We start from the raw sequence: 14814 nt of genomic DNA, 5'->3' as shown, positions 1-14814 counted from the left end.
AAAATGCTTGACAGAAGGGGAGCATAGTATAGAATGCTGCCTCGCTTAGGAGGGGTTCCCGAGCGGCCAAAGGGATCAGACTGTAAATCTGACGTCTACGACTTCGAAGGTTCGAATCCTTCCCCCTCCACCAGATTTTAGCGTGAGCTGCAAGCTCCGCGGGTATAGTTTAGTGGTAGAACCTCAGCCTTCCAAGCTGATGATGCGGGTTCGATTCCCGCTACCCGCTCCAAGTTTGCAGGTTGTGCAAAGTGTTTTGCTCTTGTAGCTCAGTTGGTAGAGCACACCCTTGGTAAGGGTGAGGTCAGCGGTTCAAATCCGCTCAAGAGCTCCATATAACAAGGCAGATATGAAAATATCTGCCTTTGTTTTAATGGCTTGTGTGACTTGCTCAATTCTTCTCCTGGGGGTGATTTCGATGGCTAAGGAAAAGTTCGAACGTAATAAGCCGCACGTCAACGTTGGTACCATTGGTCATGTTGACCACGGTAAGACCACTCTGACTGCTGCTCTGACTCGCGTCTGCTCCGAGGTTTTCGGTTCGGCTCGTGTTGACTTCGACAAGATCGACAGCGCCCCGGAAGAAAAAGCTCGTGGTATCACCATCAACACCGCGCACGTAGAGTACGACTCGAACATTCGTCACTACGCGCACGTTGACTGCCCAGGTCACGCCGACTACGTCAAAAACATGATCACTGGTGCTGCCCAGATGGATGGCGCGATCCTGGTTTGCTCGGCTGCCGATGGTCCGATGCCACAAACTCGTGAGCACATCCTGCTGTCCCGTCAGGTAGGCGTTCCGTACATCGTTGTCTTCCTGAACAAGGCTGACATGGTTGACGACGCTGAGCTGCTGGAACTGGTTGAGATGGAAGTGCGCGATCTGCTGAGCACTTACGACTTCCCAGGTGATGACACTCCAATCATCATCGGTTCGGCTCTGATGGCCCTGAACGGCCAAGACGACAACGAAATGGGTACTACCGCTGTTAAGAAGCTGGTAGAAACTCTGGATACCTATATCCCAGAGCCAGAGCGTGCTATCGACAAGCCGTTCCTGATGCCAATCGAAGACGTGTTCTCGATCTCCGGTCGTGGCACCGTGGTAACTGGCCGTGTTGAGCGTGGTATCGTTCGCATCCAGGAAGAAGTTGAGATCGTTGGTCTGCGCGAGACTCAGAAAACCACCTGCACCGGCGTTGAAATGTTCCGCAAGCTGCTCGACGAAGGTCGTGCTGGCGAGAACTGCGGCGTTCTGCTGCGTGGCACCAAGCGTGATGACGTTGAGCGTGGCCAGGTTCTGGTTAAGCCAGGTACCGTTAAGCCGCACACCAAGTTCACCGCTGAAGTGTACGTTCTGAGCAAAGAAGAAGGCGGCCGTCATACTCCGTTCTTCAAAGGCTACCGTCCACAGTTCTACTTCCGTACTACTGACGTGACTGGTAACTGCGAGCTGCCAGAAGGCGTTGAAATGGTAATGCCAGGTGACAACATCCAGATGACTGTCACTCTGATCAAAACCATCGCGATGGAAGATGGTCTGCGTTTTGCTATCCGTGAAGGCGGTCGTACCGTCGGCGCTGGCGTCGTAGCCAAAGTCATCGAGTAAGTTCTTGATATATCTCCATCGGGCCGGCATAATGGTCGGCCTGATTTGTTTTTAGGTCAGTAGCTCAATTGGCAGAGCGACGGTCTCCAAAACCGTAGGTTGGGGGTTCGATTCCCTCCTGACCTGCCAGATTCACTCGGTGTATCTGGCTTTCTTTTCACAGGATCTTCATAGATGACTCCTAAAGCTGAAGCTCAAGGCTCTCGCTTCGATCTGCTCAAGTGGCTTGTAGTAGTTGCTTTGGTGGTCGTTGGCGTTGTCGGTAATCAGTATTACTCTGCTTCGCCGATCCTGTACCGTGTACTCGCTTTGCTTGCCATTGCTGCTGTAGCTGCCTTTGTAGGCTTGCAGACGGCCAAGGGCAAGTCCTTCTTTGTACTGGTTAAGGAAGCTCGGACCGAGATTCGTAAAGTCGTATGGCCGACTCGCCAAGAAACCACGCAGACCACGTTGATCGTAGTGGCTGTTGTTCTGGTTATGGCGTTGCTGTTGTGGGGGCTTGATTCCCTTCTCGGCTGGCTCGTTTCCTTGATTGTTGGCTAAGGGTGTCCCGTGGCTAAGCGTTGGTACGTTGTGCATGCTTACTCGGGTTACGAGAAGCATGTGATGCGTTCGTTGATCGAGCGCGTAAAGCTGGCTGGCATGGAAGATGGCTTTGGCGAAATTCTGGTCCCCACTGAAGAAGTGGTTGAGATGCGTAATGGCCAGAAGCGCAAAAGCGAGCGCAAGTTCTTCCCAGGCTATGTGCTGGTTCAGATGGATATGAATGAGGGTACTTGGCACTTGGTCAAGGATACTCCTCGGGTGATGGGCTTCATTGGTGGTACTGCTGATAAGCCTGCCCCAATCACGGACAAAGAGGCAGAGGCAATTCTGCGTCGTGTTGCTGATGGTAGCGACAAGCCTAAGCCCAAGACTCTGTTTGAGCCAGGTGAAGTTGTTCGTGTTACCGATGGTCCGTTTGCTGATTTCAACGGCACTGTCGAGGAAGTTAACTACGAAAAGAGCCGGATCCAAGTGGCTGTGCTCATTTTCGGTCGCTCTACTCCGGTAGAGCTAGAGTTCAGTCAGGTCGAAAAGGCATAACTGGACGAGAATCCCATACCCCGCAGCCCAAGGCTGTGGGGTTTTGTCGTCACTGGGATAAACGCGCAAGTAACCGGGGAGCCTTTTTAGGCGTTTGAACCCGTAATTGGAGTGCCTCATGGCTAAGAAGATTACTGCTTACATCAAGCTGCAAGTGAAGGCCGCACAGGCCAACCCAAGTCCACCCGTCGGTCCAGCTCTGGGTCAGCACGGCGTGAACATCATGGAGTTCTGCAAGGCCTTCAATGCCCGTACTCAGGGTCTTGAGCCAGGTCTGCCAACTCCTGTGATCATCACTGTTTACAGTGACCGCAGCTTCACTTTCGAAACTAAGAGCACCCCTGCTTCGGTTCTGCTGAAGAAAGCTGCTGGCCTGACCAGCGGTTCTGCTCGTCCGAACACCGTTAAGGTTGGCACCGTTACCCGTGCTCAGCTGGAAGAAATCGCGAAAACCAAAAACGCGGATCTGACTGCAGCTGATATGGATGCAGCCGTGCGTACTATCGCCGGTTCTGCTCGTAGCATGGGCCTTAACGTGGAGGGTGTGTAATGGCTAAGCTGACCAAGCGCCAAAAGGCTATCGCCGGCAAGATTGAAGCGGGCAAGGCCTACAGCTTTGTAGACGCAGCTACTCTCCTGACTGAGCTGTCGACTGTCAAGTTCAGCGAGTCTGTCGATGTCGCTGTAAACCTGGGCGTTGACCCACGTAAATCTGACCAGGTTGTTCGTAGCGCTACCGTGCTGCCACACGGCACTGGCAAGACTGTACGTGTAGCTGTGTTCACCCAAGGTCCAGCTGCTGAAGCTGCCCTGGCTGCCGGCGCTGATCGCGTAGGTATGGACGACCTGGCTGCCGAAATGAAAGGCGGCGACCTGAACTATGACGTAGTTATTGCTTCCCCGGATGCAATGCGCGTTGTAGGTCAGTTGGGTCAGATCCTCGGTCCACGCGGCCTGATGCCTAACCCTAAGGTTGGTACCGTAACTCCAGACGTAGCTAGCGCTGTTAAAAACGCCAAGGCTGGTCAGGTTCGTTATCGCACCGACAAAAACGGCATTATCCACACCTCCGTTGGCAAGGTCGGCTTCGACGCCGTCAAGCTGAAGGAAAACGTTGAAGCCCTGATCGCCGATCTGAAGCGTATCAAGCCAGCTTCCTCGAAAGGTATCTACGTCAAGCGCGTTACCCTGAGCACCACCATGGGCCCAGGTCTGGTCATCGACCAGGGTTCGCTGGACGTATAAGACGCAGATTGACGCAAGAGATTGCGTCAATTGAAAAATTGGGGTCCCTGCCTGGCGGGGGCTATCCAAGACCGTAGGCGACGCAAGTCTTAAACCACAAGCCTACGCAGATGGTGCTCCCGGTTCCTTACCGAATCAGACACCAAAACGACATCCGACCTCGGTTGGATGAAACGGTAACAAGCAGGAGTTAAACCCGTGGCAATTAAACTCGAAGACAAGAAGGCCATCGTCGCTGAAGTCAACGAGGCTGCCAAAGGCGCTCTGTCCGCTGTCGTGGCTGATGCCCGTGGTGTGACTGTAGGCGCTATGACCGGACTCCGTAAAGAGGCCCGCGAGGCTGGCGTGTATGTACGTGTCGTACGTAACACCCTGCTCAAGCGCGCTGTTGAAGGCACTCAATATGACGTGCTCAACGATGCGTTCGTCGGCCCTACCCTGATTGCATTCTCCAAGGAACATCCGGGCGCTGCTGCCCGTATTTTCAAAGAGTTCGCAAAGGGTCAGGAAAAGTTCGAGATCAAGGCAGCTGCGTTCGAGGGCAAGTACCTCGCAGCAAACGAGATCGACGTGTTGGCTTCGCTGCCAACTCGCGACGAAGCTATTGCGAAGCTGATGAGCGTGATCCAAGGCGCTACCAGCAAGCTGGCTCGTACTCTGGCGGCCATTCGCGATCAGAAAGAAGCTGCTGCTGCCTAAGGCACCGCAAGCCCTTTCAAAATCATATGTTTAATTTGATGGCTGCGTAGGCTGTCACCCCAATACAGGAATTTATAGTCATGTCTCTGACTAACGAGCAAATCATCGAAGCAATCGGCCAGAAAACCGTTCTGGAAGTTGTTGAGCTGATCAAAGCAATGGAAGAAACCTTCGGCGTTACCGCTGCTGTTGCCGCTGCTGGCCCAGCTGCTGCTGCCGCTGTTGTTGAAGAGCAAACTGAATTCAACGTCATGCTGACCGAAGCTGGCGAGAAGAAAGTTAACGTGATCAAGGCTGTACGTGAGCTGACCGGTCTGGGCCTGAAAGAAGCCAAGGCTGTAGTTGACGGCGCTCCTGCCATGGTTCTGGAAGGCGTTGCTAAAGAAGCCGCTGACAAAGCCAAGGCAGCTCTGGAAGAAGCAGGCGCTAAAGTCGAGCTGAAGTAAGCATCGACTTTGTGTCTCCAGCCCAAGCGTTAAGCGGAAGGCTGATGGCTGGTGGCTCTTGCCACCGGCCTTTTTCCGTTATTGGCGGCCGACTGGGTCGCCGCCTTTAACGTGCTGTACTCCACCCTGTGCGGTGGCGCAAACCAAAGAGTTTGCACGATTTTCTGGCTGCTCCCGTCGGGAGAAGCCGAATAAGCAGGTGACCAAGCTGGGGAACGCTGATGGCTTACTCATACACTGAGAAAAAACGTATCCGCAAGGACTTTAGCAAGTTGCCGGACGTCATGGATGTGCCGTACCTCCTGGCCATCCAGCTGGATTCGTATCGTGAATTCTTGCAAGCGGGAGCGACTAAAGATCAGTTCCGCGACGTGGGCCTGCATGCGGCCTTCAAATCCGTTTTCCCGATCATCAGCTACTCCGGCAATGCTGCGTTGGAGTATGTCGGTTATCGCTTGGGCGAACCGGCATTTGATGTCAAAGAATGCGTGCTGCGCGGTGTAACTTACGCCGTACCTTTGCGGGTAAAAGTTCGTCTGATCATTTTCGACAAAGAATCGTCGAACAAAGCGATCAAGGACATCAAAGAGCAAGAAGTCTACATGGGGGAAATCCCCCTGATGACTGAAAACGGTACCTTCGTAATCAACGGTACCGAGCGTGTAATCGTTTCCCAGTTGCACCGTTCTCCTGGCGTATTCTTCGACCACGACCGTGGCAAGACGCACAGCTCCGGTAAGCTGCTGTACTCCGCACGTATCATTCCTTACCGCGGTTCCTGGTTGGACTTCGAGTTCGACCCGAAAGATTGCGTATTCGTGCGTATCGACCGTCGTCGCAAGCTGCCTGCGTCGGTGCTGCTGCGTGCGCTGGGCTACACCACCGAAGAAGTGCTGGACGCTTTCTACACCACCAACGTCTTCCATGTGCGCGGCGAAAGCCTGAGCCTGGAGTTGGTGCCTCAGCGCCTGCGTGGTGAGATTGCCGTCCTCGATATTCAGGATGACAAAGGCAAGGTTATTGTCGAGCAGGGTCGTCGTATTACCGCTCGTCACATCAACCAGCTGGAAAAAGCCGGGATCAAAGAGCTGGAAGTGCCGCTGGACTACGTCTTGGGCCGCACTACCGCCAAGGTCATCGTGCATCCGGCTACCGGCGAAATCCTGGCAGAGTGCAACACCGAGCTGAACACCGAGATCCTGGCGAAGATCGCCAAGGCTCAGGTTGTGCGCATCGAAACCCTGTACACCAACGATATCGATTGCGGTCCGTTCGTTTCCGACACTCTGAAGATCGACTCCACCACCAATCAGCTGGAAGCGTTGGTAGAGATCTATCGCATGATGCGTCCTGGCGAGCCTCCAACCAAGGATGCGGCCGAGACCCTGTTCAACAACCTGTTCTTCAGTCCTGAGCGTTATGACCTGTCTGCAGTCGGCCGGATGAAGTTCAACCGTCGTATCGGTCGTACCGAGATCGAAGGTTCGGGCGTGTTGTGCAAGGAAGACATCGTTGCTGTTCTGAAGACCCTGGTCGACATCCGTAACGGCAAAGGCATCGTCGATGACATCGACCACCTGGGTAACCGTCGTGTTCGCTGCGTAGGCGAAATGGCCGAGAACCAGTTCCGCGTTGGCCTGGTGCGCGTAGAGCGTGCGGTCAAAGAGCGTCTGTCGATGGCAGAAAGCGAAGGCCTGATGCCGCAAGACCTGATCAACGCCAAGCCAGTGGCTGCGGCGGTGAAGGAGTTCTTCGGTTCCAGCCAGCTGTCCCAGTTCATGGACCAGAACAACCCACTGTCCGAGATCACTCACAAGCGTCGTGTCTCCGCACTCGGCCCAGGCGGTCTGACTCGTGAGCGCGCAGGCTTCGAGGTTCGTGACGTACACCCGACTCACTACGGTCGCGTATGCCCGATTGAAACGCCGGAAGGTCCGAACATCGGTCTGATCAACTCCCTGGCCGCTTATGCTCGCACCAACCAGTATGGCTTCCTCGAAAGCCCGTACCGCGTGGTGAAAGAAGGTCTGGTGACCGACGAGATCGTGTTCCTGTCCGCTATCGAAGAGGCCGATCACGTGATCGCCCAGGCTTCGGCGACCATGAACGACAAGGGGCAGCTGATCGACGAACTGGTAGCCGTTCGTCACCTGAACGAATTCACCGTCAAGGCGCCAGAAGACGTCACCTTGATGGACGTTTCTCCGAAGCAGGTAGTTTCGGTTGCAGCGTCGCTGATTCCGTTCCTCGAGCACGACGACGCCAACCGTGCGTTGATGGGTTCGAACATGCAGCGTCAGGCAGTGCCAACCCTGCGTGCCGACAAGCCGCTGGTAGGTACCGGCATGGAGCGTAACGTTGCCCGTGACTCCGGCGTTTGCGTCGTGGCTCGTCGTGGTGGCGTGATCGATTCGGTTGACGCCAGTCGTATCGTGGTTCGTGTTGCAGATGATGAAGTTGAACCAGGCGAAGCCGGTGTCGACATCTACAACTTGACCAAGTACACCCGCTCCAACCAGAACACCTGCATCAACCAGCGTCCGCTGGTCAGCAAGGGTGATCGGGTTCAGCGCAGCGACATCATGGCCGACGGTCCGTCCACCGACATGGGTGAACTGGCTCTGGGTCAGAACATGCGCATCGCGTTCATGGCATGGAACGGCTTCAACTTCGAAGACTCCATCTGCCTGTCCGAGCGTGTGGTTCAGGAAGACCGTTTCACCACGATCCACATCCAGGAACTGACCTGTGTGGCCCGTGATACCAAGCTTGGCCCGGAAGAAATCACTGCGGACATCCCGAACGTGGGTGAGGCTGCACTGAACAAGCTGGACGAAGCCGGTATCGTTTATGTCGGTGCTGAAGTTGGCGCAGGCGACATCCTGGTCGGTAAGGTCACTCCGAAAGGCGAGACCCAGCTGACTCCGGAAGAGAAACTGCTGCGTGCAATCTTCGGTGAAAAAGCCAGTGACGTTAAAGATACCTCCCTGCGCGTACCTACCGGTACCAAGGGTACTGTCATCGACGTACAGGTCTTCACTCGTGACGGCGTAGAGCGTGACGCTCGTGCCCTGTCGATCGAGAAGAGCCAGCTCGACGAGATCCGCAAGGACCTGAACGAAGAGTTCCGTATCGTCGAAGGCGCCACTTTCGAGCGTCTGCGTTCCGCCCTGGTCGGCCACAAAGCCGAAGGTGGCGCCGGTCTGAAGAAAGGTCAGGAAATCACCGACGAAGTTCTCGACGGTCTTGAGCATGGCCAGTGGTTCAAACTGCGCATGGCTGAAGATGCTCTGAACGAGCAGCTCGAGAAGGCCCAGGCCTACATCGTTGATCGCCGCCGTCTGCTGGACGACAAGTTCGAAGACAAGAAGCGCAAACTGCAGCAGGGCGATGACCTGGCTCCAGGCGTGCTGAAGATCGTCAAGGTTTACCTGGCAATCCGTCGCCGCATCCAACCGGGCGACAAGATGGCCGGTCGTCACGGTAACAAGGGTGTGGTCTCCGTGATCATGCCGGTTGAAGACATGCCGCACGATGCCAATGGCACCCCGGTCGACGTGGTCCTCAACCCGTTGGGCGTACCTTCGCGTATGAACGTTGGTCAGATTCTCGAAACCCACCTGGGCCTCGCGGCCAAGGGGCTGGGCGAGAAGATCAACCGCATGGTCGAGGAGCAGCGCAAGGTCGCGGAACTGCGTAAGTTCCTGGACGAGATCTACAACCAGATCGGTGGTCGTAACGAAGATCTGGATAGCTTCTCCGATCAGGAAATCCTGGATCTGGCGAAAAACCTGCGCGGCGGCGTGCCGATGGCCACCCCGGTGTTCGACGGTGCCAAGGAAAGTGAAATCAAGGCCATGCTGAAACTGGCGGACCTGCCAGAAAGCGGCCAGATGCAGCTGACCGACGGCCGTACCGGCAACAAGTTCGAGCGCCCGGTTACTGTTGGCTACATGTACATGCTGAAGCTGAACCACTTGGTAGACGACAAGATGCACGCTCGTTCTACCGGTTCGTACAGCCTGGTTACCCAGCAGCCGCTGGGTGGTAAGGCGCAGTTCGGTGGTCAGCGTTTCGGGGAGATGGAGGTCTGGGCACTGGAAGCATACGGTGCTGCATACACTCTGCAAGAAATGCTCACAGTGAAGTCGGACGATGTGAACGGTCGGACCAAGATGTACAAAAACATCGTGGACGGCGATCACCGTATGGAGCCGGGCATGCCCGAGTCCTTCAACGTGTTGATCAAAGAAATTCGTTCCCTCGGCATCGATATCGATCTGGAAACCGAATAACACGTGACGCGAATCGAGAGCGGGGCAGGATTGCCCGCTCTCTGCTCCGCCAGGAGGAAAGGCCTTGAAAGACCTACTGAATTTGCTGAAAAACCAGGGTCAAGTCGAAGAGTTCGACGCCATCCGTATCGGATTGGCCTCGCCTGAGATGATCCGTTCGTGGTCGTTCGGTGAAGTTAAAAAGCCGGAAACCATCAACTACCGTACGTTCAAGCCTGAGCGTGACGGCCTGTTCTGCGCCAAGATCTTTGGCCCGGTCAAGGATTACGAGTGCCTGTGCGGTAAGTACAAGCGCTTGAAGCATCGTGGCGTGATCTGCGAGAAATGCGGCGTTGAAGTAGCGCTGGCCAAGGTTCGTCGTGAGCGCATGGCGCACATCGAGCTGGCTTCGCCGGTTGCCCACATCTGGTTCCTGAAATCGCTGCCGTCCCGTATCGGCTTGCTGATGGACATGACCCTGCGTGATATCGAGCGCGTTCTCTACTTCGAGAGCTACGTCGTTATCGACCCGGGCATGACCACTCTGGAAAAAGGTCAGCTGCTCAATGACGAGCAGTACTTCGAAGCGCTGGAAGAATTCGGTGACGACTTCGACGCCCGAATGGGTGCCGAGGCTGTCCGCGAGCTGCTGCACGCTATCGATCTGGAGCACGAAATTGGCCGTCTGCGCGAAGAAATTCCGCAAACCAACTCGGAAACCAAGATCAAGAAGCTGTCCAAGCGTCTGAAATTGATGGAAGCCTTCCAGGGTTCCGGCAACCTGCCAGAATGGATGGTGCTGACTGTTCTGCCGGTTCTGCCGCCAGATCTGCGCCCACTGGTCCCGCTGGACGGCGGTCGTTTCGCGACTTCCGACCTCAACGACCTGTATCGTCGAGTGATCAACCGTAACAACCGTTTGAAGCGCCTGCTGGATCTGTCCGCTCCGGACATCATCGTGCGCAACGAAAAGCGTATGTTGCAGGAAGCTGTCGACGCACTGCTCGATAACGGTCGTCGTGGCCGCGCTATCACCGGTTCCAACAAGCGTCCTCTGAAATCCTTGGCCGACATGATCAAGGGTAAGCAAGGTCGTTTCCGTCAGAACTTGCTCGGTAAGCGTGTTGACTACTCCGGTCGTTCGGTAATTACCGTAGGCCCGACCCTGCGTCTGCACCAGTGCGGCCTGCCTAAGAAAATGGCTCTCGAGCTGTTCAAACCGTTCATTTTCGGCAAGTTGGAAATGCGTGGCCTGGCCACCACCATCAAAGCCGCGAAGAAGATGGTCGAGCGCGAGCTGCCAGAGGTTTGGGACGTTCTCGCCGAAGTGATTCGCGAACACCCAGTGCTCCTCAACCGTGCACCGACCCTTCACCGTCTGGGTATCCAGGCGTTTGAACCAGTACTGATCGAAGGCAAGGCTATCCAGCTGCACCCTCTGGTCTGTGCTGCGTACAACGCCGACTTCGACGGCGACCAAATGGCCGTGCACGTACCGCTGACGCTGGAAGCCCAGCTGGAAGCACGTGCGTTGATGATGTCGACCAACAACATCTTGTCGCCAGCCAACGGTGAGCCAATCATCGTTCCGTCGCAGGACGTTGTATTGGGTCTGTACTACATGACTCGTGAAGCGATCAACGCCAAGGGCGAAGGTCGTGTGTTCGCGGATCTGCAGGAGGTTGACCGTGTGTTCCGTGCCGGCGAAGCCGCACTGCATGCCAAGGTCAAGGTGCGGATCACCGAAACCGTCAACGATCGTGATGGTGGCAGCGTGACCAACACTCGTATTGTCGACACCACTGTCGGCCGTGCGCTGTTGTTCCAGGTTGTGCCAAAAGGTCTGTCGTACGACGTCGTCAACTTGCCGATGAAGAAGAAGGCGATCTCCAAGCTGATCAACCAGTGCTACCGCGTGGTTGGTCTGAAAGAGACCGTGATCTTCGCTGACCAGTTGATGTACACCGGTTTTGCCTACTCGACCATTTCCGGCGTTTCCATCGGTGTTAACGACTTCGTTATCCCGGATGAAAAAGCCCGCATCATCGGTGCAGCCACCGACGAAGTGAAGGAGATCGAGAGCCAGTACGCCTCCGGCCTGGTAACCCAGGGCGAGAAGTACAACAAAGTGATCGACCTTTGGTCGAAAGCGAACGATGAAGTCTCCAAGGCGATGATGGCCAATCTCTCGAAAGAGAAAGTCATCGACCGTCACGGTGACGAGGTCGAGCAAGAGTCCTTCAACTCGATGTACATGATGGCCGACTCGGGTGCGCGGGGTTCCGCAGCACAGATTCGTCAGCTGGCCGGTATGCGTGGCCTGATGGCCAAGCCGGACGGTTCCATCATCGAAACGCCGATTACTGCGAACTTCCGTGAAGGTCTGAGCGTACTCCAGTACTTCATCTCGACTCACGGTGCTCGTAAAGGTCTGGCGGATACCGCGTTGAAAACTGCGAACTCCGGTTACCTGACTCGTCGTCTGGTAGACGTGGCGCAGGATCTGGTTGTAACCGAGATCGACTGTGGCACCGAACATGGCCTGGTAATGACTCCGCATATTGAAGGCGGTGACGTTGTTGAGCCGTTGGGTGAGCGCGTGTTGGGTCGTGTTATTGCCCGTGACGTATTCAAGCCAGGTACCGAGGACGTCATCGTTCCTGCCGGTACTCTGGTCGACGAGAAGTGGGTTGAGTTCATCGAGCTGAACAGCATCGACGAAGTGATCGTGCGTTCGCCGATCAGCTGCGAAACCCGCTACGGTATTTGCGCCAAGTGCTACGGTCGCGACCTGGCTCGTGGTCACCAGGTGAACATCGGTGAAGCTGTCGGCGTTATCGCTGCTCAGTCGATCGGTGAGCCAGGTACCCAGCTGACGATGCGTACGTTCCACATCGGTGGTGCGGCAAGCCGGACCTCCGCGGCCGACAGTGTTCAGGTGAAGAATGGCGGTACCGTCCGTCTGCACAACCTGAAGCACGTTGAGCGAGTGGATGGTCACCTGGTTGCTGTGTCCCGTTCCGGTGAACTGGCGATCGCTGACGACTTCGGCCGTGAGCGCGAGCGTTACAAGCTGCCGTACGGCGCTGTGATTTCGGTTAAAGAAGGTGACAAGGTCGACGCTGGCTCTATCGTGGCCAAGTGGGATCCGCACACTCACCCAATCGTGACCGAAATGAAAGGTACCGTGACCTACGTGGGCATGGAAGAAGGCATTACGATCAAGCGTCAGACTGACGAATTGACCGGTATGACCAACATTGAAGTTCTCGATGTCAAAGACCGTCCAGCCGCTGGTAAGGACATCCGTCCTGCAGTGAAGATGGTGGGTGACGATGGCAAGGATCTGCTGTTGCCAGGTACCGACGTACCGGCCCAGTACTTCTTGCCCGCCAACGCCTTGGTCGGTGTTGCGGACGGTGCGCGGATTGCGATCGGTGACGTTATCGCTCGTATTCCGCAAGAAACTTCGAAGACTCGTGACATCACCGGTGGTCTGCCGCGGGTTGCCGACCTGTTCGAGGCTCGTCGTCCGAAAGAGGCTTCGATCCTGGCTGAAGTCAGCGGCACCATCGCGTTCGGTAAAGAGACCAAGGGCAAGCGCCGTCTGGTCATTACCCCGAACGACGGTAGCGATCCGTACGAAGAGCTGATTCCGAAGTGGCGCCACCTGAACGTCTTCGAAGGCGAACAGGTAAACCGCGGCGAAGTTATCTCCGACGGTCCAAGCGATCCACACGACATCCTGCGTCTGCTGGGTGTGAGTGCGCTGGCCAAGTACATCGTGAACGAGATCCAGGACGTTTACCGTCTGCAGGGCGTGAAGATCAACGACAAGCACATCGAGACCATCCTGCGTCAGATGCTGCGTAAGGTTGAGATCTCCGAGTCCGGCGATTCCAGCTTCATCAAGGGCGACCAGATGGAACTGACTCACGTACTGGTAGAGAACGAACGCCTGAGCACGGAAGACAAGTTTGTCGCCAAGTTCACCCGCGTCCTGCTGGGTATCACCAAGGCGTCGTTGTCGACCGAATCGTTCATCTCGGCGGCCTCTTTCCAAGAGACCACTCGCGTACTGACCGAGGCGGCGGTAACCGGCAAGCGCGATTACCTGCGCGGCCTGAAAGAAAACGTGGTCGTGGGTCGCTTGATCCCGGCGGGTACCGGCCTGGCGTATCACAGCGAGCGTAAGCGTCGTCGTGATGCCGACAAGCCACTGCGCGTAAGCGCAAGTGAAGTTGAAGCTGCACTGACCGAAGCGCTGAATTCCAGCGGTAACTGAGGTCTGCAGTAGATTGAGATAGGGCCCCGGCTTTTCCGCTCACGAATCAAGACGATTTTGTCGAGGTTCGCTGATGGGGGAGGCCGGGGCCTTGCCTTGACTGGGGGCAAGATCCTCTTTAGACTCTTGTACCCCTAAATTTGGTGGGGCTTGCGCCCTGCCATTTTGTTTATGTCGAAAGACAACAGTGGAGCTAGTAGATGGCAACTATCAACCAGCTGGTACGTCAGCCGCGTAAGCGTATCGTCGAGAAATCCGACGTGCCTGCGCTGCAGAACTGCCCGCAACGTCGTGGCGTGTGCACTCGCGTGTATACCACTACGCCGAAAAAACCTAACTCGGCACTGCGTAAAGTATGCCGTGTGCGTCTGACCAACGGTTTCGAGGTTTCCTCGTACATCGGTGGTGAAGGCCACAACCTGCAAGAGCACAGCGTGGTGCTGATCCGCGGCGGTCGTGTAAAAGACTTGCCAGGTGTTCGTTACCACACCGTTCGCGGCTCCCTGGATACCTCCGGCGTTAAAGGTCGTAACCAAGGTCGTTCGAAGTACGGTACCAAGCGTCCGAAGTAATCGGCCGTTTTGCAGTTAATTATTTTATTGAGTCGATAAGAGTAAGGTCGGGCACGAGTCCTTTGGATCAACTGTCCCGAGCTAACCTGAAGACCGTTTGAGGGCTTATCATGCCAAGACGTCGCGTAGCAGCCAAACGTGAGATTCTGGACGATCCGAAATACGGAAGCCAGATCCTCGCCAAGTTCATGAACCACGTAATGGAAAGCGGCAAGAAAGCCGTTGCCGAGCGTATCGTTTATGGCGCGCTGGAAAAAGTTAAAGAACGCAAGAACAGCGATCCCCTGGAAATCTTCGAGAAAGCTCTCGACGCCATCGCTCCGCTGGTCGAAGTGAAGTCGCGCCGTGTTGGCGGTGCTACTTACCAGGTTCCGGTCGAAGTTCGTCCGTCCCGTCGTAACGCTCTGGCAATGCGCTGGTTGGTAGACTTTGCCCGTAAGCGCGGCGAGAAGTCTATGGCTCTGCGCTTGGCTGGCGAACTGCTGGACGCTGCCGAAGGCAAAGGTGCTGCAGTTAAGAAGCGTGAAGACGTACACCGTATGGCTGAAGCCAACAAGGCTTTCTCGCACTACCGCTTCTAATATCGGCATCATTC

Annotated in this window: 11 protein-coding genes and 4 tRNA genes; all 15 read left to right on the top strand. The window is 55.7% G+C overall.

Features of this window, described 5'->3' with window-relative positions:
• The first annotated feature begins 48 nt into the window (after positions 1-48).
• The 15 genes from IF690_RS26840 to rpsG all read left to right on the top strand — a co-directional run bounded on the left by IF690_RS26840 (position 49) and on the right by rpsG (position 14800).
• Positions 49-133, top strand: a tRNA-Tyr gene (locus IF690_RS26840).
• A gap of 25 nt (positions 134-158) precedes the next feature.
• Positions 159-232: transfer RNA gene (locus IF690_RS26835), tRNA-Gly, on the top strand.
• Between the two features lie 26 nt (positions 233-258).
• Positions 259-334 (top strand) — tRNA-Thr (locus tag IF690_RS26830).
• An 84-nt stretch (positions 335-418) separates the two neighbouring features.
• Positions 419-1612, top strand: a complete 1194-nt coding sequence (tuf, locus tag IF690_RS26825) for an elongation factor Tu (protein WP_016702644.1) — start codon at positions 419-421, stop codon at positions 1610-1612.
• A gap of 53 nt (positions 1613-1665) precedes the next feature.
• A tRNA-Trp gene (locus IF690_RS26820) sits at positions 1666-1741 on the top strand.
• 45 nt (positions 1742-1786) lie between these two features.
• A complete protein-coding gene (gene secE / locus IF690_RS26815) occupies positions 1787-2155 on the top strand; it encodes a preprotein translocase subunit SecE (protein ID WP_009045851.1) in 369 nt (122 codons plus the stop codon).
• Between the two features lie 9 nt (positions 2156-2164).
• Positions 2165-2698: a transcription termination/antitermination protein NusG gene (gene nusG / locus IF690_RS26810; RefSeq protein ID WP_002555501.1), complete on the top strand. Its 534-nt coding sequence runs from the start codon at positions 2165-2167 to the stop codon at positions 2696-2698.
• Positions 2699-2816: 118 nt separating this feature from the next.
• Positions 2817-3248 carry a 50S ribosomal protein L11 gene (gene rplK, locus IF690_RS26805; RefSeq protein ID WP_003176435.1) on the top strand — a complete coding sequence of 144 codons (432 nt, stop codon included), beginning with the start codon at positions 2817-2819 and terminating at the stop codon, positions 3246-3248.
• The gene (gene rplA, locus IF690_RS26800) at positions 3248-3943 is read left to right on the top strand and encodes a 50S ribosomal protein L1 (RefSeq protein ID WP_202698090.1); all 696 of its coding nucleotides are present in this window, start codon (positions 3248-3250) and stop codon (positions 3941-3943) included. Before rplK ends, rplA begins: the two co-directional genes overlap by 1 nt.
• A 198-nt stretch (positions 3944-4141) precedes the next feature.
• Positions 4142-4642, top strand: coding sequence for a 50S ribosomal protein L10 (rplJ, locus tag IF690_RS26795; RefSeq protein WP_007925954.1), 501 nt, complete (start codon positions 4142-4144; stop codon positions 4640-4642).
• An 80-nt stretch (positions 4643-4722) separates the two neighbouring features.
• Complete coding sequence (rplL, locus tag IF690_RS26790) at positions 4723-5088, top strand: 50S ribosomal protein L7/L12 (RefSeq protein ID WP_007925956.1); 366 nt, start codon at positions 4723-4725, stop codon at positions 5086-5088.
• Positions 5089-5309: 221 nt separating this feature from the next.
• On the top strand, positions 5310-9383 hold the full coding sequence (gene rpoB, locus IF690_RS26785; RefSeq protein ID WP_007925957.1) for a DNA-directed RNA polymerase subunit beta: 4074 nt from the start codon (positions 5310-5312) through the stop codon (positions 9381-9383).
• Between the two features lie 64 nt (positions 9384-9447).
• Complete coding sequence (rpoC, locus tag IF690_RS26780; protein ID WP_202698089.1) at positions 9448-13647, top strand: DNA-directed RNA polymerase subunit beta'; 4200 nt, start codon at positions 9448-9450, stop codon at positions 13645-13647.
• A gap of 200 nt (positions 13648-13847) precedes the next feature.
• Positions 13848-14219, top strand: a complete 372-nt coding sequence (gene rpsL / locus IF690_RS26775; RefSeq protein WP_003186084.1) for a 30S ribosomal protein S12 — start codon at positions 13848-13850, stop codon at positions 14217-14219.
• 110 nt (positions 14220-14329) lie between these two features.
• Positions 14330-14800 (top strand): 30S ribosomal protein S7, encoded by a 471-nt coding sequence (gene rpsG / locus IF690_RS26770; RefSeq protein WP_007925959.1) that lies wholly within the window; start codon positions 14330-14332, stop codon positions 14798-14800.
• Positions 14801-14814 lie beyond the last annotated feature (14 nt).

The sequence above is a fragment of the Pseudomonas sp. SK3(2021) genome, assembly GCF_016772375.1.
Classification (GTDB): domain Bacteria; phylum Pseudomonadota; class Gammaproteobacteria; order Pseudomonadales; family Pseudomonadaceae; genus Aquipseudomonas; species Aquipseudomonas chlororaphis_I.
Note: the sequence above shows the minus strand (reverse complement) of the source record. Positions and strands in the feature narration are given on the sequence as shown.